Here is a 22508-nt window from a genome sequence, read left to right as displayed (position 1 = left end):
AAATCTCTCATTGTTGGAAATGATAGAGAGAAGGATATAGCCATAGGAGGGTGATCGATTATGAAGCAAATTTTGCTTATTACAGATGGATGTTCGAATATGGGGGTAAGTCCTGTTGTAGCGGCAGCACATGCTCTGGAGGATGGGATTACTGTAAATGTTGTAGGAGTTATAGATTATGGAACCATTGGAGAACTTGGCAGTCTGGAGATTTCTGAGATTGCCAAAGCGGGCGGAGGGATTAGTCGTATTGTTGGAACTCAGAAATTAGCTCAGACGATGCAAATGATGACTCGTAAGACGGTGGTACAAACGATTCAACAAGCAGTGAATAAAGAATTGAGGCATATTTTAGGGGATTCAACGATTGAAGACTTACCTCCACAGCGACGTTCACAGGTTGTTGAAGTCGTAGATGAACTGACAGAGACTACGTCACTTCAAGTGGCTTTGCTTATTGATGCTAGTGCCAGTATGAAGCCTAAGCTGTTCGCTGTCGAAGAAGCGATCCGAGATTTGATGTTGAGTTTACAAGCTAGGGAAGGAATTAGTGAGTTAGCTGTATTTCATTATCCGGGAAGGAACAGTGAAGAGGATGCTATTATAAATGTGAATTGGACAACAGACCTTGCTAAGTTACAATCTTTGTTCAATCGAATTCAAATGAAGGGCGCTACACCTACGGGGCCTGCGATCATGAAGGTGATTGATTTCTTTCAATATGGTACACTAGACAGACATCAAACATGGCGGGAAAATTCCGATGAGGGAGAAGGGATACTCGGTGGCAAAGTCGTCTAATGCCGACTACTCACCCGGTACGGTCATCGCGGGGAAATGGCGGAGTAGCCGCTTTGTAATCCAGCGAGTACTCGGAAGTGGCGCGAATGGAACTGTGTATTTGGTTCAGAAGGTAGGTCAACGGGAGTATTATGCGCTAAAGATGGGCAATGATACACTGGAGCTACAATCAGAAGTGAATGTTCTGACTTCATTGCAGGCGGAGCGGAAGCAAAAGGATAAAAAAGATGGTGTTGTACATCGTCCCTATTTACTAGAAGTGGATGATTATTCAGTACAGAAACGCGATATACCTTTTTATGTGATGCGATATGTAGAGGGAAGCCCCCTACATTGGTTTATACGAAGGCGTGGGAAAGAGTGGCTAGGAATAGTTGGTCTGAGGCTCTTAGCAAAGCTTCATGATTTACACCAATTAGGATTTGTGTTCGGAGACCTGAAACCTGAGAATGTGATGGTATCGGAGTATGGAGAAGTTGAGCTCATTGATTATGGTGGTGTAAGTTCCATAGGTCGTAGCGTGAAGCAATTTACGGAATGGTATGATCGGGGATACTGGAATGCTGGTACTCGAACTAGCGACGAAGGCTATGATCTATTTTCCTTTGCGGTTCTATGTATTCATTTACTTCATGAGGACGCATTGAAGGCAACATCATCTCAGCATCTTCCACAGACTCGTAGCATGTCGGATCTATTGTCGCTTGTGCAGCGTAGTCATAGGCTTAAGCCTTATGCGGCATGGTTGACGAAGGCTATTTGTGGCGAATTTGAAGGGTCCGATCAAGCGTGGAAATATTGGAGGCAACAGATATATAAACCTATATCCCTTAGTAGCCCCATAACTAAGACACCACGCTGGTTAAGGGTCGCATTTGCCTTGTCCATCTTGTTGTTATGTGGCGTCGTCTATGTGGCGGTATGGTTATAAAACTATAAATGAAAGTTCAAAAAATCAGCTTTTCAGCACCAAGAAGATCGGCTGAATTCAATATTCGATGTCGAGTACGCTTCTTGGTATACTTCGTGATCAAAAGATGATTTTTTGAACAACCTCTAGAAAAGGAGCAACTGGACATGAGTATGCACATATTAGTAGAACATGTGCTTCAGACTGCGAAAGAACAGAGTCTATGGATCCCTGATGATACGATAGTAGTCGCAGTCTCCGGTGGTCCGGATTCTGTGGCTCTTTTGCATGTTATGCACGAAATATCAAGGAAGCACATCCCCCTAAAGCTCATATGTGCACATGTTCACCATGGTTTCCGGATGGAATCAGACGATGAAGCTGTGATGGTGCAGGAAACGGCAGAAGGGCTCGGTATTCCATTTGTGATGGAGGCCGTGGATGTCCCTGCCTATATGAAAGAGAGTGGTAAGGGAACCCAAGAAGCCGCGAGGGAAAAGCGATATGAGTTTCTAATGAAAATAGCTTTCAAATATGGTGCAAGTTCTATCGCTCTAGCACATCACGCAGATGATCAGGCAGAAACGGTGCTACTCCATCTACTGCGGGGAAGTGGTCCTTCTGGTCTTGTTGGTATGAAGTTTAAAAGAAACATAAAAAATATGGAACTTATTCGTCCGCTTTTACGTATATACAAAACAGATCTGGTCGATGTCTGTGAAAGTGAAAATTTCCAATATGCCGTTGATCACAGTAATCTGCAAACCAAGTACAGACGAAATGCCATCCGTTTGGATATACTACCCTATTTGGGGCAATATAATGGGCAGATTATACAGTCATTGAATCAGTTAGCAAGTATGATGACTGCAGAGGATGAATACATGGAGCTAGCTGCCAGGAAAGTGTTCCGCGAATCCGTACAGACAAGTGACGGAAGGTTCACCTTTGAGGTGCCTTCCTTTTTGAAATTACATGTCGCTTTACAACGGAGGATGATTAAACTAATATTAAATTACATGTCAGCGGACTCTGAACTTATTGATTATAACAAGATCGAGTCCCTTCGCGAAGCGATCATGAGTAACCTTCCCACGACTTGGAGTCGAGATATAGGTGGAGGGTTTGTGTGCATACGCGAATATGATATTATTACATTTCAGCCTAAGTCACATATGCAACGATTAAGCTATACATATGAATTAAGTACAGCTGTTCCAGAACATATGGTGAGTGAGATTGGAAAAGTCTTGAGAATGTCGGTAGAGCCGAGAAATGGGATGCCGTGGTCAAGAAAAGAACTAGGTGAGCATGAAGCCATGTTCGATGCAGATCAAATCGTATTGCCCTTGACTTTGCGCTGCAGGTTAGATGGAGATACCATGAGAGTGATGGGATTAAACGGTAGTAAAAAGGTGAAGGATATTCTTATTGATGATAAGATACCTCCGTCTATACGATCTCAAATTCCTATAATTCTTGATGGCAATAACGACATCATTTGGATGCCAGGCATACGACGTTCCATCCATGCACCTATTAATCAAGAGACCATTTCTGTTCTTCATTTATGCCTGGAAGATACAAAATTATTGGAATTGGGTTGATTAGGAAGAGTGTGGGCTTAAAGTTAAACTAGGGGGTTCAGTCAGTGCAGAATGATATACTAGAAGTACTCATCAGTGAAGAAGACATTAAGGAGAAAGTTGTAGAACTTGGAGCCAAACTTAGTGTCGAATATGCAGGACGTAATCCTTTAGTGATTTGCGTTTTGAAAGGCGCCTTTATTTTTATGGCAGATGTGGTTAAACAAATAACCGTACCTTTAGAAATAGACTTCATGGCAGTGTCCAGCTATGGTGCATCCACCCAATCTTCAGGAGTAGTCAAAATCATTAAGGATTTAGACGTTTCAGTAGAGGGTCGGGATGTACTGATCGTAGAAGATATTATCGACAGCGGACTTACACTCAGTTACTTAATTGAGTTGTTAAATAATCGGAAAGCCAAATCAACGTGTGTCGTTACACTATTTGACAAACCCGTTGGTCGTACGGTAAATTTACAAGCAGATTATACTGGATTTATACTGCCTGACGCCTTTGTCGTTGGCTATGGGTTAGATTATTCAGAGAAATACCGGAACTTGCCCTACGTTGGGATACTGAAACCGGAGATTTATAATCAGTAATGCAGTAATCCCAAGGCAATCGTCCTTGTGTAACTGTTCCTCTATTTGAGATCGACTGATTGGCTATGGTAAAATAACTTAAGTGTCTTGAGAGGAGGTTCGGGATGAATCGGTTCATCCGTAATTCTGGTTTTTATTTGATTCTATTTTTAGTCGTGGTGGGCATCGTTCAATTTCTCAGTAATAGCCAGGAGGCCGCTGACGCCCCTAAATATAACGAGTTACGTCAGCAGATTAAACAAAATAATATTGAGGAAATGAAGGCTCAGTTTGATGGTTATGCCTATCTTGTGACTGGTAAATATAAGAAGTCTGTAAATGGTAAGTCTGAATCTTTCACGACTTATATTCCGACGAGTGAGTTTGCATTGGCGGAAATTGTTCAATCCAGTGAGGAGAATGGCTTTAGTCTTCAAATGGAACCGATGAAGGGTCAGAGTGTTTGGCTGACATTACTTTCATCGTTTATTCCTTTAATTCTTATGTTCGTCCTGTTCTTCTTTATCTTCAATCAATCTCAGGGCGGTGGCGGCGGCAAAGTCATGAACTTTGGCAAGAGCAAAGCCCGCTTATATAACGAAGAGAAGAAGAAGGTCTCATTTGAAGACGTTGCAGGTGCTGATGAAGAGAAGCAAGAGCTCGTTGAGATTGTTGACTTCTTGAAGGATCCTCGTAAATTCGCAGCCGTTGGCGCGCGTATTCCTAAAGGGGTGCTGTTAGTAGGTCCTCCAGGTACAGGTAAAACATTGTTAGCCCGTGCAGTTGCAGGGGAAGCCGGAGTACCGTTCTTTAGTATCTCAGGCTCTGACTTTGTAGAAATGTTCGTAGGGGTAGGGGCTTCACGTGTTCGTGATTTGTTCGAGAATGCGAAGAAGAATGCTCCATGTATTATTTTTATTGATGAGATTGATGCTGTAGGTCGTCAACGTGGCGCAGGACTTGGTGGCGGACATGATGAACGTGAACAGACACTCAACCAATTGCTTGTAGAAATGGACGGATTTGGTGGTAACGAAGGTATTATTATGATTGCTGCAACAAATCGTGCTGACATATTAGACCCTGCATTGTTACGTCCAGGACGTTTTGACCGTCAAATTACGGTTGATCGACCAGATGTGAAGGGGCGCGAGGCTGTATTGAAAGTACATGCACGCAATAAGCCATTTACTGACGATGTTAGATTGGGTGTTATTGCTAAGCGTACGACCGGATTTAGCGGTGCAGATTTGGAGAATTTACTTAACGAGGCTGCATTGATTGCAGCACGTCGTAATCGTCGAGATATTTCCATGAGTGAAGTGGATGAAGCGATTGACCGTGTTATGGTAGGTACGGAGAAGCGTAGCCGTGTCATTAGTGATCGCGAGAAACGAATCGTAGCTTACCATGAAGCGGGTCATACCATTGCAGGTTATTTCTTGGAACATGCCGACATGGTGCATAAGGTTACAATTATCCCACGTGGACGTGCAGGTGGATATGTGATCATGCTACCCAAAGAAGAGCGTATGCTTATGACGAAGAATGAGTTGCTGGATAGAGTTACCGGACTCCTTGCTGGACGCGTAGCGGAAGAAATCTTTATCGGGGAAATCGGTACAGGTGCCTATAGTGACTTCCAACAAGCCACAGGTATTGTACGTAGCATGATCATGGAATACGGTATGAGTGAGAAGCTAGGACCTATGCAGTTCGGTTCTTCCCAAGGGCAAGTGTTCCTGGGTCGAGATATTGGACATGAGCAGAATTATAGTGACTCCATTGCCTATGAAATTGATCAGGAAATGCAGAATTTCACCAACTATTGTTACGAACGTTGTAAAGATCTACTGATCAAGCACTCGAAAGAAATGCATCTTATTGCTAACACTCTATTGGAAAGAGAAACATTGGAGTTTGATCAGATTAAGCAACTGATTGATGAAGGTTTCCTTCCAGAGGATAAGACACCTGAGGTAATACCGACTGAAGTTCCAACGGAGCAAGAAGGTACACCAACACCAACTGTTGAAACAGTGGGTGATGTTACGGTTCGTATTGTTCCTAAACGTGATGAGGATGATGTTGCTCCTTTGGGAGACATTCCAAACATACCAGCGACACCAAATACGTCTGAGGAAGATCCTAGCGATTCAGGTAATGAGGGCGGGACCCCTCCTGACAAGAAATAAGGAGTAGGTCTCGTGTATTGATACATTTTTCAAGAGGCCCATATTACACATTCGTGTAATATGGGCCTCTTTTGTTAAAAAATAAGGGATTGTAAGTTTTGAATCCATTATATTTATCATTGTGTGGTATGGCGAATTGATTGACAGAGCGATGAACGTTGTGTAGATTAGTTGATAAACAACGATGGCTTCTTGCGCTGGTTAGGTATACCATCATAGACAAGTGAATATCGTTCATTAGTCAACGATGGTGATCATATACAATGCAATTAGATATAGAGGGGGAAACGATAGTGGAGGCTCTCGCATTAGAGCGTAAGGCAGAACAGAATAGGGAGTTACGCGAAAGGCTTATGCAACTGAAGAAGGAACGTAATGCCATTATTTTAGCTCATTATTATCAACGTGATGAAATACAAGAGGTGGCTGACTTTAGAGGAGACTCATTTCTTCTTGCTCAAAAAGCAGCACAAACGGATGCAGAAGTTATCGTGTTCTGTGGTGTTCATTTCATGGGGGAAAGCGCAAAAATTCTCGCACCGAATAAGACCGTATTAATACCTGATGAACGAGCAGGTTGCCCGATGGCTGACATGGTCAATGTAGAGGGTCTTCGTAAACTGAAGGCACAGCATCCAAACGCAAAGGTAGTTACCTATATTAACTCTTCTGCTGAGATCAAGGCGGAGACCGATATTTGTTGTACCTCAGCGAATGCCGTCAGAGTTATTCAATCTGTGGATTCGGATGAAATCATTTGGGTGCCTGATAAGAACTTGGGTCATTATGTGCAACAACATACAGACAAGAAGATGATTATTTGGGAAGGATATTGTAATACGCATGATATGTTAACGGTCAAAGATGTGTATGAAATGAAGGCTAAGTATCCAGATGCTCCATTTGTTGTTCATCCAGAATGTCGTCCTGAAGTGGTTGAATTGGGAGATTTCGTCGGAAGTACAACAGCTATTCTAGAATACTGTAGAAAATCAGACGTGAAACAATTTATCGTGGGTACTGAGGACGGCACGGGATACCAACTTCGGTTGGATAGTCCTGATAAGACTTTTCACTTCGCGACTAAGTTCCTAGTATGTCCTAACATGAAGGTCAATAATCTTAAAAAGCTTGTGAAATGTTTAGAGACGATGAAACCACAAATATACGTACCCCCAGCCGTTGCAGATAAGGCTAGAATTTCCCTAGAGCGCATGTTACAAGTTAAGTAGCATGCGTTACTCTTTCTCTTAAGACAGGTGAGGAATGTTATGATTCCACGGTATTTAGTAGATTTCGATTTAGAGACACTACCCACAATAAAAACAGATGTAATTGTGATTGGATCCGGTATTGCGGGATTGTTCACAGCCATCAAGGTAGCTAAGGATCGACAAGTGTTAATGATCACGAAGAGTGCTTTACAGGAAAGTAATACGCGCTATGCACAGGGTGGAATTGCCGCTGTTATTTCAGAGGATGATTCACCAGCCTACCATCGACAGGATACTCTGCTCGCTGGGGCTGGTCTTTGTTCTTCTAGCGCGGTTGATATTCTTGTAAATGAGGGTCCTCATGGTGTTCAAGAACTTATCCGATTAGGGACGACTTTTGATGAGGATAATGGGGAATTAGCACTCACCCAAGAAGGTGCGCATAGCCATAGACGTATTTTGCATGCTAATGGAGACGCAACGGGGTTTGAGATTGTTAGAGCATTATCTGAACAAGCCATAAAGAAAGATAATATTGAGATTTGGGATAATCACTTTGTTCTAGATCTCATTACGGATGAAGGCGTATGTGTTGGAGTGCTAGTACAGGGGCCAGGAGGGGAACGTATCTTTGTTCAAGGGGATGCGACGATTCTATGCTCTGGAGGGATGGGGCAATTATATCGATATACGACCAACCCTGAGGTAGCGACAGCAGATGGAATTGCTATGGCCTATCGGGCTGGAGCTAACATTCGTGATATGGAGTTCCTTCAATTCCATCCAACGGCGCTTTGTTACCCTGGTGCTCCTAGGTTTCTTATATCAGAAGCGGTACGTGGGGAAGGTGCGATTCTACGGAATATTAAAGGTGAGCGGTTTATGCATAAATATCATGAGATGCTTGAGCTCGCCCCACGTGATATCGTAGCTCGCGCGATCGTTAGCGAAATGGAAGAAACGACATCGACCTTTATATATTTAGATATTACGCATGAGACACCGGAATTGATCAAGCACCGATTCCCAACCATCGTTGAGACTTGTATTCAATACGGTCTGGATATGACGAGTGATTGGATACCCGTTGCTCCAGCAGCCCATTATATGATGGGTGGAGTTCAGACGGATCTAAATGGTGAAAGTAATATATCTCGGTTGTTTGCATGTGGTGAATCATCTTCTACGGGTGTACATGGAGCGAATCGTTTGGCAAGTAACTCATTGTCAGAGGCGCTAGTGTTTGGACGTAGGATTGTGAATCGTATACGGGAACTGCCACCGCTGAATTGGTGTCCGGGCTCACTCGTGGTAGACTATAATAGGGTGGAAGTTCCTATGCAGGCGATTGTAGAGCGGCGATTGAAGCTACAAAAGGTTATGGTCCGAAATGCAGGTCTCCGTCGGAATGAAGAACTGTTGACGAAGGGAATTGAAGAATTGAGTCGACAGATGCCTATTTTTCAATCGGCATTATTTAAGAAAGAAGAATTCGAATTTGCAAACATGCTGACATGTTCGTTGCTTATTACCAGGGCTGCCTTGGCACGTAAAGAGAGTCGTGGCGCGCATTATCGGTCAGATTACCCAGAACGAGATGATCGGGTATGGCGTAAGCATCTATTACAGCAGCGTGACCATGAGATAGTGGAGGAGCTCAGCGATGATGTTTAATGGATATAATGAGGATTTAGTTAAATCGATACGTCAATGGTTGCGGGAAGATGTAGGTTCAGGCGATATTACCTCTCTTTCAACAATAGCTGTAGGAAGTGAGTCTAAAGGCGTTATTCATGCCAAAGCGGATGGTATTATAGCCGGGATTCCTTTAACTGAACTTGTATTCGAAGTTGTAGACCCATCCCTTTCTTTTGTGTCCTATGTAACGGAAGGGGAACGGATAAATAGAGGAACGATACTTGCAGAAGTAGAGGGAAGCACACATAGCATTCTAACAGGTGAACGCCTTGCCCTTAATTTACTGCAACGTTTATCTGGTGTAGCTACCAAGACGCAAGCTTTCGTTGATGCACTTCAAGGATTGCCTACTCGACTTGTTGATACACGTAAGACGACTCCTGGACATCGCATGTTAGAGAAGTATGCTGTACGGGTAGGTGGTGGAGCCAATCACCGATTCGGTCTCTATGATGCTGTCATGATTAAGGACAACCACATCAAGGGTGCAGGTAGTATTGCGCAAGCGGTAAGTCGCGCGCGCGCTCATATTCCACATACGATGACCATTGAAGTGGAGACAGAGAATCTTGAGCAAGTGCATGAGGCGATTTCGGCTGGAGCTGATATTATTATGCTTGATAATATGAGTCACAGTCTCATGAAGGAGGCTGTAAAAGTCATCCGTTCTAAGGCGTCTCATGTCAAAATAGAGGCATCTGGCAACGTATCCCTAGATACGATTCAAGGGATTGCTGCGTGTGGCGTAGATATTATCTCGGTAGGGCAATTGACATATTCCTTTGACAATTTAGACATTAGTCTTGACCTCAACGCTAAGAAGGAGGCTCAGGATTTATGATTCTTGTACTAGACATAGGGAACACTAACATCGTGCTAGGGATCTACAAGGATCGTGAACTGGCTCATCATTTTCGGCTGAGTACAACTCGCCAATCGACAGTCGATGAGTTCGGTGTATTGATCTATAATCTGTTTCGCATGTCCGATATATCTATAAAGGATATTGAAGGTGTCATTATTTCGTCTGTCGTTCCACCACTCGTCAACGTCTTTGAAGAGATGTGTCAGAAATTCATTCATATCACTCCATTGGTAGTGGGACCAGGCATCAAGACTGGCTTGAATTTGCGCTATGAGAACCCAAGAGAAGTGGGTGCTGATCGCATCGTTAATGCCGTTGCTGCTGTGAGTAAATATAAGGGGCCGCTAGTTGTTGTTGACTTCGGAACAGCGACTACATTTGATTGCATTGATCATGAAGGTAATTATCTTGGAGGTGCCATCGTCCCTGGCATAGGTATTGCAACAGAAGCGCTCTACCAACGGGCATCCAAATTACCGCGAATTGAGTTGGAGAAGCCTAAAAAAGTTATTGGTCGTAACACAATACATGCTATGCAGTCGGGTATTATTTTTGGATATGCCGGACAAGTGGATGGTATTATTGAACGTATAAAGGTTGAGATGGAAGCACCAACACTGAAAGTCATTGCTACAGGCGGAATGGCGGAGTTGATTGCAAGTGAGACGACGACCATCAATGAAGTCGAAGCGATGCTTACACTTGAAGGATTACGTTTAATTTATGAGAGAAACCAATAATAATAAAATAGGATCATAATAGAGACAAAGGAGGCTGTGAGGACATGGATAACAGAAAAGACCGCTTAATCCGAGGGACAGCCATGAATGGTCATGTGCGTGCCTTCGTGGTGCGGACCACAAAGCTCGTAGAGGATCTTCGTCAAAGACATGATACGTGGCCTATAGCTACGGCTGCTATGGGGAGAACATTGAGTGCTACCGCCATGATGGGTGCGATGCTTAAAGGTAAAGAAAAGATCAACGTTCAAATTAAAGGCGACGGACCGATTGGTCAAATCTATGCAGAAGCAAATGCCATAGGGGATATCCGCGGATATGTGACACACCCACATGTTCATCTGCCAAGTAATAGTCTAGGTAAGTTAGATGTTGCAGGTGCTGTTGGACGAACTGGTTTTGTTCATGTGATCAAGGATCAGGGTTTAAAAGACTTCTATACAGGTAGTTCGCCGATTGTTTCAGGTGAGATTGCTGAAGATATCACTTATTATTTCGCGATATCAGAACAGACGCCTTCGGCTGTCGGCTTAGGTGTATTGGTAGGAACGGATAATGCTGTTATGGAAGCAGGAGGATTCATTATTCAGCTTATGCCCGGTCTAAGTGATGATGAGATTACTGCTATTGAGCAGGCAGTTAGCGCATTCCCTCCGATCACCTCTCTTATGGATCAAGGTATGGATTTGGAAGAAATGCTTCATCGGTTGTTGCCTGATGCAGAAATATTGGAGGAAATGGATCTCCGCTTCCAATGTCAATGCTCGAAAGAACGCGTGGAAAGTACGCTGATAAGTCTAGGACAAAGTGAACTTGAACAACTTATCGAAGAAGATGGTCAAGCTGAGGTAGTATGTCATTTCTGCAATGAGGCATTCTCTTTTGATAAAGTAGAGCTTCAACAAATTATGGAACAATCCGTGAAGTAGCGATAACCATATGATGAGGATCAAAAGAAAAGAAAGGGTGCTATTGGCAGTCAATGTGATTTTGGTGATAGGCGTCCTATTCATGGGATGCTTGATTTTGTTTCGCGGACTTAAGCCCCTTATCCCCTCAACCGAAGGGACTAGAAATGTAGTAGCCTCTTTCAAAGAGGAGTCGATCACTGAAAGTGAATGGGTGAAAGAACTTAAGCGGGTGCATGGGCAAGAAGTACTACTTCATATGTTGAACCGTAAGGCTGTATATGAGGAAGCTAAGGAGTTGGGGATTCATATCTCCAATGATGAAGTGACAAGAAGATTGAAGCGGGATATGAAAGGTTACGACTCCGAGGAAGCTTATTATCATGAGATGGAGACGCAATTGGGTCTTACACCTCAAGATGTTGAGACAGAGATGAACTACAGATTAACATTAGAGCAAATTGCGATATCAGATATTGTTATTACTGATGAGCAGATTGATCGTTATATTGTAGAGAATGAGGATCAATTCGAGGTTCGTAAACAGTTTCAACTTTCCATTATTAAAGTAACCAGGCGAATGAAGGCTGAAGATCTATTGAATCAACTCGATGAGGGTGCAGATTTCGCACAGATGGCGAAGGAACACTCAATAGACCTAAGCAGTCGTGATAAAGGTGGAAGAATCGGTGCAGTGGAATGGAATGATCCATTCTTGCCTCAGGAAATGATGAGTGCAGCAGATTCACTACAGATTGGGGATATCGCAGGTCCTTTTAAATGGGATGATGAATATGTCATTATTCAATTAATAGATATTATTGTGGAAGAGCAAGAAGACATGCGTTTGATCCGTGAATCTATCCGCAAGCAGCTTGCTCTGAATGAAGCAATACCTCTAATCCTGTTAGAAGACAGTCTTAGGGAGAAGCATGAGGCTAGGATACTTTAATGTACGGTTTATGATGACTGTCAGTAAAGTATCTTTTTTTTATATACTGTGTTGACAAGGGACTAAAAGGTTTGATAATATGATGATACGAAATACCTACTGATCTAGTCGGATTAAATAAAGAACGTGTATTAGTAACGCTTTATATTCATTAACCATTATCCTAGGGAGGGCTTATCCATGGCAAAAGTCGTCAACAATGTAACTGAATTAATTGGTGGAACACCGCTTGTTCGTTTGAACCGTTTAGTATCTGAAGATAGTGCAGAGATCTATCTTAAACTGGAGTACCAGAACCCAGGTGCAAGTGTTAAAGACCGTATTGCAATAAGCATTGTGGAAGAAGCGGAGAAAGATGGTAGTCTTAAACCAGGTGGAACCATTGTAGAAGCAACGAGTGGTAACACTGGAATTGGATTGGCTATGGTTGCAGCTGCCAAAGGATATAAGTCAATTATCGTTATGCCTGAGACAATGAGCATAGAGCGTCGTAATCTATTGCGTGCCTATGGTGCAGAGCTTATTCTAACTCCGGGATCAGAAGGAATGAATGGAGCCGTTACGAAAGCTGAAGCTATCGTGAAGGAGAACCCTGGATATTTCATGGCAGAGCAATTTAAGAACCTAGCGAATGTGAAAATTCACCGTGAAACGACGGGTCCAGAAATTGTGGAAGCGATTGAGTCCATCGGGGGCACGCTAGATGCATTTATTGCTGGAATCGGAACAGGTGGCACAATTACAGGTGCCGGTGAAGTACTGAAGAAACAATATCCAGATATTAAGATCTATGCTGTAGAACCTGCGGCATCACCAATCTTAGCAGGTGGTAAACCAGGACCACATAAGATCCAAGGACTTGGAGCGAACTTCATCCCTGAAATTTTGAACCAAGATATATATGATGAGATCATTCACATTGAGAATGAAGAGGCTTTTGAAGTTGCGCGTCGTGTAGCAACAGAAGAAGGTATCTTGTCAGGGATTTCATCAGGTGCTGCTGTATCTGCTGCACTTAAAGTAGCTAAACAATTAGGAAAAGGCAAACGCATTGTCGTTATCATTCCTAGTAATGGTGAACGTTACCTCAGTACACCATTATATAATTTCGAAGGCTAATACCATTTAATTATCATATATAGCGTATTATCGTCATATAGAATCGGCTATGCCCCTATTGTGCTAGTACTGGCAATAGGGGTTTTCTATTGTTAATATGATGAGATAAGAAAGTCATGCTATAAAATAACTTTTAGGAGTAGATAAGGTGACTGAGAATGTAATAACTCCACTTGAGCAGTGGGAGCAATGGTCAACTGAAGGGTGGAGCATGCTGCCTTATCTTGTGCGGATGGAATCTGGTAATTTACCCTCAACGTGGACAAGCGCATGGGAGTCTGCATCACCGTATGGTGTCGTGCTAGAGAGTGGTAAGGGTGGACGCTATACATATCTAGGGCTTAATCCCGTATCTATCATCTCGGGTAAGGGGGACGAAGCGAGCATCATCCATCTTCATACTGGTGAGAACGAGAATGTGTTGGGAGATCCACTTCAGCTTATAGAGCAATGGATGGCACCCTATCATTCTCCTCAGATGACGGATGAGGGTTGTCCGCCTTTCATAGGAGGTTGTGTAGGCTTTCTAGGGTATGATGTTGCCCGTTCATTAGAGAGACTTCCCTCATGGGCAGAAGATGAGCCAGCATTTCCTGATTATATGTGGATGAGGATGGAAGAAATATGGATTTATGATCATGTGGATCAGACAGTGTACTGTGCAGTTCATTTACCACTAAGTAAGTGTGAAGAGGAAGAACGATCTAGCTCAGAGCAGGAAATGTCTAAATTGAGCGGATCTAACGATAGGAAGAGCGTTGCGGTGAAGGCCTTGTATAAGGAAGCGAAGGAAAGAGCTGCACGAATGATGGGATGTTGGGTTTCCTTTAGTGGAGCAATCTCGGAGGGAGCTACCCATGGAGAGGTAGAACGGAACCTACGTTTGCAACAATTGGAGAAGTTCGAGAAGCAGGAAGAGATGCAATCTATAAGTATGTCTGCTCAGAAACTATGGCCAGATATGACAGCAGGGTTCTCGCAAGAGTCATTTGAGAGCGCCGTGCTACGTATTCAGGAATATATTCGGCAAGGAGATGTGTTCCAAGTCAATCTCTCTCTTCGGCAGGAGATGGAATTACACTCTTCTCCTGAGCAGATATATGAATGGCTTCGCTTATTGAATCCCTCACCGTATATGGGGTTGCTTCGATCGCCGGGATTTTCCCTTGTTAGTGGTTCTCCTGAATTGCTAGTGAAGCTGGATGGGGACAAGGTGAGCGCACGTCCGATTGCTGGAACGAGGCGAAGAGGAAATACGGCGGATGAAGATAAGGCTATGGCCGCGGAGCTAATCTCCAATGAGAAGGAACGTGCTGAGCATATTATGTTAGTCGATCTAGAACGCAATGATATCGGGCGTATAGCATCATACGGTTCGGTTCATGTTCCTGAACTTATGACAATCGAGTATTATTCCCATGTGATGCATCTCGTTTCCCAAGTAGAGGGAAGGCTGGCGTCTGAGAAAGGGGCATACGAGGTGATTGCTGCCCTCTTTCCAGGAGGCACCATTACAGGTGCGCCTAAAATTCGTACGATGGAAATTATCGAAGAACTTGAGCCTGTCCGTCGTGGTCCATACACGGGGTCTATGGGGTGGATTGACTATAGTGGTAATATGGAATTAAATATTATTATACGAACTTTGGTCGTACAAGACGGCAAAGGATACATTCAAGCTGGAGCGGGCATCGTGGTAGACTCGGATCCTTATCGTGAATATCGTGAGTGTCATAACAAAGCCAAGGCGATGATGAAGGCCGTGTTATGTAGTGAAGAGGAAACAGCTGTAAGCAATGCACAAGGGGGAAATAATCATGATATTAGTACTCGATAACTATGACTCTTTCACGTATAACTTGGTTCAATATTTAGGTGAATTAGGTGAGGAAGTCAAGGTATTCCGCAATGATGAGATCGATATCGCAGGCATTCAAGAGCTTGCTCCAGACCATATCTTGATCTCTCCAGGACCATGTACACCGAATGAGGCAGGAATCAGCTTGGGAACGATTGAACATTTCAAAGGAATAATTCCGATTTTTGGCGTGTGTTTAGGTCATCAAGCGATAGGTCAAGCTTTTGGCGGGAAGGTCGTGCGGGCAGAGCGTCTAATGCATGGCAAGACATCACCCATTCACCATCATGGCACCTCGGTATTTGCAGGATTACCATCACCTTTCATAGCTACAAGATATCATTCACTGCTTGTGGAGCGTGAGAGCTTGCCTGATTGCCTGGAGATTACTGCGGAGACGGCAGAGGGAGAGATTATGGGGCTGCGGCATAAGGAATTTCAAATCGAAGGTGTACAATTTCATCCTGAATCCATTATTACCGACCATGGACTTCAGATGCTACGTAACTTTCTACAACAGTCTGCAGTAAAGAACGGATGAGCTTTATAGGAATGAATTTCGGCATTGTTGAGGACAGGGATGCACGAGTATCTGTGATGGATCATGGATTCCTGTATGGAATGGGGCTATTTGAGACATTTCGTACTTACGGTGGCGTACCCTTTTTATTAGATCGGCATTTAAAAAGAATTTCCGAGGGATGTCGGTATCTTGGCATTCCTTATGAAATGAATTTAGAAGCGACCGCCGAATGGATTAATGATGTGATGGAAGCTAATGAATTACATGAAGCCTATATTCGCTATACTATTAGTGCAGGTGAGGATATACTGGGCTTGCCTGCGGGAGACTACCGTAACCCGAATCATATTGTTACGGTGAAAGAGCTTCCTAAGACCCCAATAGAACTTTACATTCGTGGAAAAGGACTGCAAAGGCTCCATACCCGTCGGAATACACCGGAAGGTCCAGTTCGCCTTAAATCACTGCATTATATGAATAATATAATAGCGAAGCGGGAGCTTATGACCTACAAAGCAGCAGCTCGCTATCAAGCAGAAGGGCTCATGTTGAATGGACAGGATGTTGTGGCTGAGGGGATCGTTAGCAACTTATTTTTTATGCGAGAGGGATCTCTTTATACCCCTCATCTGGATACCGGCATACTGCCAGGAATTACTAGAGAACTCGTGTTAGAACTTGCTTCGGAACAAGGCTTATATTGTGAGGAAGGTTGGTATTCGTGGTCAGATCTAACGAATGCTGATGAGATTTGGATGACTAGCTCCATCCAAGAACTGGTGCCTGTGACGACACTTTTGCTGGAGGATGGCTCCTCCACTACGATTAGTAACGGTACAGCCGGCCCGATCACAACGAAGCTTCTAAAATTATACCGTGAGAAAGCAGGAATCCATCTATGAAGACTACGATCTATGAACGAACTTATACCTGCGGTGAAACAGAACTAAAGCTGGGTCAATCTACACTTGTGATGGGTATTTTAAATGTTACGCCGGATTCATTCTCTGACGGTGGTCATTATACGGATACAGAACTTGCTGTTCAGCATGCGTTACAAATGATGGAAGATGGGGCAGATCTGATTGATATTGGTGGGGAGTCCACTCGACCTGGTTCTGCTCAAGTTGGGGTGCAAGAGGAACTGGCAAGGGTTATCCCTGTTATAGAAGCGATTCATCGAGTAGCTCCGCACATCCCCCTATCGGTTGATACGTATAAAGCGGAAGTTGCTCGCCAAGCGATTCAAGCAGGGGCTCATATCATTAATGATATTTGGAGAGGAATAGGGGATCCTGAGATGTTATCGACGGTAGCAGAACTGGCCGTTCCTATTATTCTGATGCATAACCGTCATAATCGGAATTACACGAACTTGATCGCGGATGTCATTCAAGATTTGAAGGAGAGTATTTCCTTAGCTCTTGAAGCAGGTGTACACAAGGACAATATTATGATCGATCCTGGCATTGGTTTTGCTAAAGACTATTCTGAGAATATGCGTGTTATGATGGGGCTCGACGCCTTAGCTGAGCTAGGATATCCAGTACTACTGGCTACATCTCGCAAGAAGTTCATTCGTACCGCTCTAGACTTACCTGTCGATGATATTATTGAGGGCACAGCGGCAACGGTCGCCTTCGGCATCGCACAAGGTTGTCAGATCGTGAGGGTACATGATGTATCATCTATAAAGCGTACTGTCCAAATGTGCGACGCCATGCTATATGGATCACCGGAGTCAATGATAGTACATACACAATAATAAAGGGGCGATAGAATAGATGGATAAAATGGTTATGCACCGTATGGAGTATTACGGATATCACGGTGTCTTTGCAGAAGAGAGAAAGCTTGGACAGCGTTATTACATCGACTTAGAGATGGAGCTAGATCTCCGTGAAGCGGGAGAACAGGATGATTTAACGAAAACTGTTAATTATGCTGAAGTTCATGAAACAGTGAAAAATATCGTTGAGAATAAATCTTTCCAATTAATCGAAGCTTTAGGAGAAGTTATTGCATCCTCGTTATTGGACACTTATACTAGTATCTATGCATTGACGGTCAAAGTGACCAAACCGCATCCTCCGTTTGATATTCACTTTCAAGGTGTAACGGTGGAGCTGTTCAGAACAAGAAAGTGAGAATCCAACATGAAGTCACATTTCACCTCTGAGCCATCAGAGGCTTATATTGCTTTAGGGGCGAATCTAGGAGATAGAGAAGGAACCTTAATGGAAGCTGTAGAGCGCCTTCACTTGCATGACCAGATTAACGTCCTTCGTTGTTCACATCTATATGAAACGGAGCCTGTAGGTTATGTAGATCAGCCTTATTTTTTGAATATGGCCGTGGCAGTAGAGACCGATCTAGATCCTCATGGCCTTCTAAAAGTTATGCAAGATATCGAACGTGAACTGGGTCGTGTCCGTCATATTCATTGGGGACCACGGACAGTAGATTTGGACCTGCTATGGATGGAGGGGTTGGTTGAAGATACACCAGACCTCATTCTACCTCATCCTCGGATGGAAGAGCGTGCCTTCGTACTCATTCCGTTGAATGATATCGCACATTCTAAGGAAGCCACTGGTCTACACACCGTTATTAAGACAGCACTTGAGAGACTGGATGGAAAGGAAGGGATACAGCTGTGGAGAAGTCACAATTGGCAGCCCGGATCCGCGCTTTTAGAAAGTTAAAAGGATACACCCAACAAGAACTAGCCTCTAAGATGAGTATATCCCTTGTTGTTTTGGGTGAAATTGAGCGTGGTCATCGCCGTGTGGAAGATCAAATTTTAAATAAAATTGCAGATTCCTTGGAGATTACGACCGAGGAACTGACGAATATTACTTCTTGAAGAAGTAAATCAAGAAGTAATACTATAAGAACACTGAGGTGATTATCACATGCTAAAGATCGGCGATATTGAAATGAAGAACCAAGTCGTGCTTGCTCCTATGGCGGGTGTATGTAACCCTGCCTTTCGCTTGATCGCCAAGGAATTTGGCACTGGATTGGTCTGCGCGGAGATGGTCAGTGGGAAGGCTATCGTTCATGGTAACAAACGGACACAAGAAATGCTGTTTGTTGATGAACGGGAGAAGCCGCTCAGTCTACAAATATTTGGAGGAGATCGCGAATCGCTTGTTGAAGCTGCCAAAGTGGTAGACCGGGAAACGAATGCTGATATTATTGATATTAATATGGGGTGTCCAGCTCCTAAAGTGACCAAAATTGATGCAGGAGCTCGTTGGCTTCTAGATTCAAATAAAATATATGAAATGGTAGCCGCTGTTGTGGATGCCGTAGGGAAACCTGTAACTGTGAAGATGCGTACGGGTTGGGACAGTGATCATATATATGCTGTAGAGAACGCTCAAGCCGTAGAACGTGCAGGCGGCAAAGCAGTCAGTATCCATGGTAGAACGAGAGAACAACTGTACACGGGGCATGCCGACTGGGACATTATTAAACAAGTGAAACAAGCCGTATCTATCCCTGTTATTGGTAATGGAGATGTTGTTACGCCTGAAGATGCTCGCCGAATGTTGGAGTTGACGGGTTGTGATGGCGTTATGATTGGTCGAGGAGCGCTTGGTAACCCATGGATGCTATATCGTACGATTCAGTATTTGCAGAATGGGGAGCTTGTTGCAGATCCATCGGCTGATGAGAAAATCAGAATAGCTATTCTTCACATGGACCGATTGATAGCTTTGAGAGGTGAACATATAGCCGTTCGAGAAATGCGCAAACATTTATCTTGGTATTTGAAGGGATTAAAAGGTTCAGCTCGAATTAAAGATGAGATCATGGAAGAAACTAGACGAGACGAAATGGTGAAAATACTGGAAGATTTTGTCGCATCACTAAATCAACAAGATGAGAATAGTGCGGGTTTATCAGCGGTAGCATCATCGATTCAATAATAATTGCTTCTAAACCGATGAAACTGCATTGACTTTTTGAAATGGTTACCATATACTTTTGCAGTATAAATTCGACTCAAGCTTTAATCATGGCAGCAGAGGATGTTCTGCGTCCTCAGATTATGCATATAGTAAAACTTATAAGTATAAGGAACATTTTATATTATTTAATTGACAGGAGAATCGGTTTAATGAGCGATAAAGAAGTTATTCTTACACAGGAAGGTCTTAAGAGGTTAGAGGATGAGCTAGAACAACTGAAATCTGTGAAACGTCGAGAGATTGCTGAACGGATAAAAGTTGCCATTGGTTATGGTGATATTAGTGAGAACTCGGAATACGAGGATGCTAAGAATGAACAGGCCTTTATTGAGGGAAGAGTGATTACTCTCGAGAAAATGCTCCGCAACGCACGCATCATTAACAGTGATGACATTAACACGGATGTTGTAGGTGTTGGTGCTAAGGTTATCGTGAAGGACCTCGAGTATGGAGACACGTTAGAGTATTTAATCGTTGGTACTGCTGAGTCTGATCCACTTAACAACAAAATATCAAACGAAAGTCCAGTCGGTAAAGCCATTCTTGGTAAACAAAAGGGTGCCGTTGTTGATGTGACGGTTCCAGCAGGTGTTGTTCAATACGAGATCATCGATATCAGGAAATAGGCTATACAAGTAGAAACGGCTTAGCCGTCCTTTTTCAAAGACGGCACCCGTTTCAGCGGAAATATAAGGATTGTTTAAAAGGGCTTCCTATTATGGGGAGCTTTTTTTAGAAATATAGGAAAAATGAAGGTAACTAGTGAGCGAAGATGAAGGAGATGAAGTTGCATGTCAGAGGAAATAGTGAATCAGGAGAACGATCTTAGTGAAATGCTACAGATTCGTCATAACAAATTGGACGAGCTTCGTGGAATGGGATTAGATCCATTTGGTAAGAAGTACAACAGAACGCATCATGCTGGCGAATTAGTGGCGAAATATGATCCATTCACGAATGAAGAGCTAGAAGAGAAGGCGGTAGCTGTTAGTGTGGCGGGCCGCATTATGGCTAAACGTGGTATGGGTAAAGCTATTTTCGCCCAAATCCAAGATCTAAGTGGTAAAATCCAAATATATGTGCGTCAAGACTCGATCCCTGAAGTGAAGTTCGAAGCTTTCCGGTTGTTTGATCTTGGAGACATTATTGGTGTTACTGGTCAGATGTTTAAAACAAAGACGGGTGAGACGACAATTAAGGTGGATGATGTAGAGATACTGTCCAAGTCTTTATATCCACTGCCTGATAAATATCATGGTCTAAAAGATGTGGAGCTTCGTTATCGTCAGCGCTATGTTGACTTGATGATGAACCCCGATGTACAGCAAACATTCATTGCGCGCTCTCGCATCATTCAATCCATGCGTCGTTATTTGGATTCACTCGGATATTTGGAAGTGGAAACACCAACATTGCATACTATTGCAGGTGGTGCGGCTGCGAAGCCTTTTATAACACATCATAATGCGCTTGATTTGGATATGTATATGCGTATTGCGATCGAGCTTCATTTGAAGCGTCTTATCGTTGGTGGATTTGAAAAGGTATATGAAATCGGACGTGTATACCGTAACGAGGGTGTCTCTACACGCCATAACCCAGAATTTACGATGATTGAGCTTTACGAGGCCTATGCCGATTATCAAGATATTATGAATCTAACCGAAAGTATGGTTGCTCATATAGCGCAGGAAGTATTGGGAACGACGGTCATTGACTATCAAGGTCAAGAAGTAGATCTAACACCAGCTTGGCGTCGAATTTCTATGGTAGATGCTGTTAAGGAAGTGAAGGGTGTAGATTTCAGTGTTCACATGACGGATGAAGAAGCACGTAATCTGGCCAAAGAACATAAGGTGCCTGTTGAGGCGCATAGCAAGTTCGGACATATTCTAAATGCGTTCTTTGAAGAGTTTGTTGAAGAGACCTTGATTCAGCCAACGTTTATTACGGGTCATCCTGTGGAGATATCACCATTGGCTAAACGTAATGAAGAAGATCCAAGGTTTACGGATCGTTTCGAATTATTCGTTGTCGGAAGAGAGCATGCGAATGCATTCACGGAATTGAATGATCCGATTGATCAACGTCAACGTTTTGAATCTCAATTGTTGGAACGTGAGCAAGGAAACGATGAAGCGCATGAGATGGATGATGACTTCATTCGTGCACTAGAGTATGGTATGCCTCCAACAGGTGGTCTTGGGATTGGAGTTGATCGTCTTGTGATGCTTCTGACTAACTCAGCTTCTATCCGTGACGTTCTCTTATTCCCTCATATGCGTCCTTTGAAAGAGCAGTAAGATATAGTTATAGAACACCGACTTTGCTTTCCTAATGGAAGGCGGGTCGGTGTTCTTTATCTATAGTAGGAGGAGGGCGGAATTGAAGATGTTTGACCGGGAAAATACCTAGTTTAAAATAATTTGAAAAAAGACTTGCATTCATGTTCTTCGCGTGATATATTATTAGTCCGGCCAATTAAACAACGTTTAATTGAATCGGCAAGCAAATTATCGGATGAAACAAAAACGAAAATAAAGCTTGCATAAACGAACCGGACATGTTATGATAA

Annotated in this window: 22 protein-coding genes; all 22 read left to right on the top strand. The window is 43.3% G+C overall.

Going from position 1 to position 22508, the window contains the following annotated elements:
• The first annotated feature begins 60 nt into the window (after nt 1-60).
• The 22 genes from AC1TO8_RS21690 to lysS all read left to right on the top strand — a co-directional run bounded on the left by AC1TO8_RS21690 (nt 61) and on the right by lysS (nt 22236).
• Complete coding sequence (locus tag AC1TO8_RS21690) at nt 61-801, top strand: vWA domain-containing protein (protein WP_482057692.1); 741 nt, start codon at nt 61-63, stop codon at nt 799-801.
• On the top strand, nt 785-1732 hold the full coding sequence (locus tag AC1TO8_RS21685; protein WP_482057691.1) for a serine/threonine protein kinase: 948 nt from the start codon (nt 785-787) through the stop codon (nt 1730-1732). The genes AC1TO8_RS21690 and AC1TO8_RS21685 overlap by 17 nt, the downstream gene beginning before the upstream one ends.
• 146 nt (nt 1733-1878) lie before the next feature.
• Complete coding sequence (gene tilS / locus AC1TO8_RS21680; RefSeq protein WP_482057690.1) at nt 1879-3318, top strand: tRNA lysidine(34) synthetase TilS; 1440 nt, start codon at nt 1879-1881, stop codon at nt 3316-3318.
• Between the two features lie 44 nt (nt 3319-3362).
• A complete protein-coding gene (gene hpt, locus AC1TO8_RS21675; protein ID WP_482057689.1) occupies nt 3363-3902 on the top strand; it encodes a hypoxanthine phosphoribosyltransferase in 540 nt (179 codons plus the stop codon).
• A 104-nt stretch (nt 3903-4006) separates the two neighbouring features.
• On the top strand, nt 4007-6076 hold the full coding sequence (ftsH, locus tag AC1TO8_RS21670) for an ATP-dependent zinc metalloprotease FtsH (RefSeq protein WP_482057688.1): 2070 nt from the start codon (nt 4007-4009) through the stop codon (nt 6074-6076).
• A gap of 293 nt (nt 6077-6369) precedes the next feature.
• Nucleotides 6370-7308 carry a quinolinate synthase NadA gene (nadA, locus tag AC1TO8_RS21665; protein WP_482057733.1) on the top strand — a complete coding sequence of 313 codons (939 nt, stop codon included), beginning with the start codon at nt 6370-6372 and terminating at the stop codon, nt 7306-7308.
• A gap of 39 nt (nt 7309-7347) precedes the next feature.
• Nucleotides 7348-8964 (top strand): L-aspartate oxidase, encoded by a 1617-nt coding sequence (gene nadB, locus AC1TO8_RS21660; RefSeq protein WP_482057732.1) that lies wholly within the window; start codon nt 7348-7350, stop codon nt 8962-8964.
• Nucleotides 8954-9829 carry a carboxylating nicotinate-nucleotide diphosphorylase gene (gene nadC / locus AC1TO8_RS21655; RefSeq protein ID WP_482057687.1) on the top strand — a complete coding sequence of 292 codons (876 nt, stop codon included), beginning with the start codon at nt 8954-8956 and terminating at the stop codon, nt 9827-9829. Before nadB ends, nadC begins: the two co-directional genes overlap by 11 nt.
• Nucleotides 9826-10593, top strand: a complete 768-nt coding sequence (locus tag AC1TO8_RS21650; protein WP_482057686.1) for a type III pantothenate kinase — start codon at nt 9826-9828, stop codon at nt 10591-10593. Before nadC ends, AC1TO8_RS21650 begins: the two co-directional genes overlap by 4 nt.
• Before the next feature lie 44 nt (nt 10594-10637).
• Nucleotides 10638-11522, top strand: a complete 885-nt coding sequence (gene hslO, locus AC1TO8_RS21645; protein WP_482057685.1) for an Hsp33 family molecular chaperone HslO — start codon at nt 10638-10640, stop codon at nt 11520-11522.
• Nucleotides 11523-11532: 10 nt separating this feature from the next.
• Nucleotides 11533-12453, top strand: a complete 921-nt coding sequence (locus tag AC1TO8_RS21640) for a peptidylprolyl isomerase (protein ID WP_482057684.1) — start codon at nt 11533-11535, stop codon at nt 12451-12453.
• A 180-nt stretch (nt 12454-12633) separates the two neighbouring features.
• A complete protein-coding gene (gene cysK, locus AC1TO8_RS21635) occupies nt 12634-13572 on the top strand; it encodes a cysteine synthase A (protein WP_482057683.1) in 939 nt (312 codons plus the stop codon).
• A 211-nt stretch (nt 13573-13783) separates the two neighbouring features.
• Entirely contained in the window at nt 13784-15409 is a 1626-nt protein-coding gene (locus AC1TO8_RS21630) for an anthranilate synthase component I family protein (protein WP_482057731.1), read from the top strand.
• Nucleotides 15390-15971 (top strand): aminodeoxychorismate/anthranilate synthase component II, encoded by a 582-nt coding sequence (gene pabA, locus AC1TO8_RS21625; RefSeq protein WP_482057682.1) that lies wholly within the window; start codon nt 15390-15392, stop codon nt 15969-15971. The genes AC1TO8_RS21630 and pabA overlap by 20 nt, the downstream gene beginning before the upstream one ends.
• A complete protein-coding gene (locus AC1TO8_RS21620; RefSeq protein ID WP_482057681.1) occupies nt 15968-16855 on the top strand; it encodes an aminotransferase class IV in 888 nt (295 codons plus the stop codon). The genes pabA and AC1TO8_RS21620 overlap by 4 nt, the downstream gene beginning before the upstream one ends.
• Nucleotides 16852-17718, top strand: coding sequence for a dihydropteroate synthase (folP, locus tag AC1TO8_RS21615; protein WP_482057680.1), 867 nt, complete (start codon nt 16852-16854; stop codon nt 17716-17718). The genes AC1TO8_RS21620 and folP overlap by 4 nt, the downstream gene beginning before the upstream one ends.
• Before the next feature lie 19 nt (nt 17719-17737).
• Nucleotides 17738-18100 carry a dihydroneopterin aldolase gene (gene folB, locus AC1TO8_RS21610; protein WP_482057679.1) on the top strand — a complete coding sequence of 121 codons (363 nt, stop codon included), beginning with the start codon at nt 17738-17740 and terminating at the stop codon, nt 18098-18100.
• Between the two features lie 9 nt (nt 18101-18109).
• Nucleotides 18110-18658 carry a 2-amino-4-hydroxy-6-hydroxymethyldihydropteridine diphosphokinase gene (folK, locus tag AC1TO8_RS21605; RefSeq protein WP_482057678.1) on the top strand — a complete coding sequence of 183 codons (549 nt, stop codon included), beginning with the start codon at nt 18110-18112 and terminating at the stop codon, nt 18656-18658.
• On the top strand, nt 18610-18819 hold the full coding sequence (locus AC1TO8_RS21600) for a helix-turn-helix domain-containing protein (RefSeq protein WP_482057677.1): 210 nt from the start codon (nt 18610-18612) through the stop codon (nt 18817-18819). The genes folK and AC1TO8_RS21600 overlap by 49 nt, the downstream gene beginning before the upstream one ends.
• Before the next feature lie 49 nt (nt 18820-18868).
• On the top strand, nt 18869-19891 hold the full coding sequence (gene dusB / locus AC1TO8_RS21595) for a tRNA dihydrouridine synthase DusB (protein WP_482057676.1): 1023 nt from the start codon (nt 18869-18871) through the stop codon (nt 19889-19891).
• Nucleotides 19892-20082: 191 nt separating this feature from the next.
• Complete coding sequence (gene greA / locus AC1TO8_RS21590) at nt 20083-20559, top strand: transcription elongation factor GreA (RefSeq protein WP_482057675.1); 477 nt, start codon at nt 20083-20085, stop codon at nt 20557-20559.
• A 165-nt stretch (nt 20560-20724) separates the two neighbouring features.
• Nucleotides 20725-22236: a lysine--tRNA ligase gene (gene lysS / locus AC1TO8_RS21585; RefSeq protein WP_482057674.1), complete on the top strand. Its 1512-nt coding sequence runs from the start codon at nt 20725-20727 to the stop codon at nt 22234-22236.
• Nucleotides 22237-22508: the final 272 nt, after the last annotated feature.

The organism is Paenibacillus sp. Y859, from assembly GCF_056786405.1.
Note: the sequence above shows the minus strand (reverse complement) of the source record. Positions and strands in the feature narration are given on the sequence as shown.

Bases quoted from the DNA above. Each gene is read 5' to 3' on its own strand.
- cysK (WP_482057683.1), top strand. From the start codon at position 12,634: ATGGCAAAAGTCGTCAACAATGTAACTGAATTAATTGGTGGAACACCG.
- greA (WP_482057675.1), top strand. From the start codon at position 20,083: ATGAGCGATAAAGAAGTTATTCTTACACAGGAAGGTCTTAAGAGGTTA.
- AC1TO8_RS21640 (WP_482057684.1), top strand. From the start codon at position 11,533: ATGATGAGGATCAAAAGAAAAGAAAGGGTGCTATTGGCAGTCAATGTG.
- AC1TO8_RS21690 (WP_482057692.1), top strand. From the start codon at position 61: ATGAAGCAAATTTTGCTTATTACAGATGGATGTTCGAATATGGGGGTA.
- tilS (WP_482057690.1), top strand. From the start codon at position 1,879: ATGAGTATGCACATATTAGTAGAACATGTGCTTCAGACTGCGAAAGAA.
- ftsH (WP_482057688.1), top strand. From the start codon at position 4,007: ATGAATCGGTTCATCCGTAATTCTGGTTTTTATTTGATTCTATTTTTA.
- folP (WP_482057680.1), top strand. From the start codon at position 16,852: ATGAAGACTACGATCTATGAACGAACTTATACCTGCGGTGAAACAGAA.
- folK (WP_482057678.1), top strand. From the start codon at position 18,110: ATGAAGTCACATTTCACCTCTGAGCCATCAGAGGCTTATATTGCTTTA.
- dusB (WP_482057676.1), top strand. From the start codon at position 18,869: ATGCTAAAGATCGGCGATATTGAAATGAAGAACCAAGTCGTGCTTGCT.
- hslO (WP_482057685.1), top strand. From the start codon at position 10,638: ATGGATAACAGAAAAGACCGCTTAATCCGAGGGACAGCCATGAATGGT.
- folB (WP_482057679.1), top strand. From the start codon at position 17,738: ATGGATAAAATGGTTATGCACCGTATGGAGTATTACGGATATCACGGT.
- AC1TO8_RS21630 (WP_482057731.1), top strand. From the start codon at position 13,784: ATGCTGCCTTATCTTGTGCGGATGGAATCTGGTAATTTACCCTCAACG.
- nadB (WP_482057732.1), top strand. From the start codon at position 7,348: ATGATTCCACGGTATTTAGTAGATTTCGATTTAGAGACACTACCCACA.
- pabA (WP_482057682.1), top strand. From the start codon at position 15,390: ATGATATTAGTACTCGATAACTATGACTCTTTCACGTATAACTTGGTT.
- nadC (WP_482057687.1), top strand. From the start codon at position 8,954: ATGATGTTTAATGGATATAATGAGGATTTAGTTAAATCGATACGTCAA.
- AC1TO8_RS21650 (WP_482057686.1), top strand. From the start codon at position 9,826: ATGATTCTTGTACTAGACATAGGGAACACTAACATCGTGCTAGGGATC.
- lysS (WP_482057674.1), top strand. From the start codon at position 20,725: ATGTCAGAGGAAATAGTGAATCAGGAGAACGATCTTAGTGAAATGCTA.
- AC1TO8_RS21620 (WP_482057681.1), top strand. From the start codon at position 15,968: ATGAGCTTTATAGGAATGAATTTCGGCATTGTTGAGGACAGGGATGCA.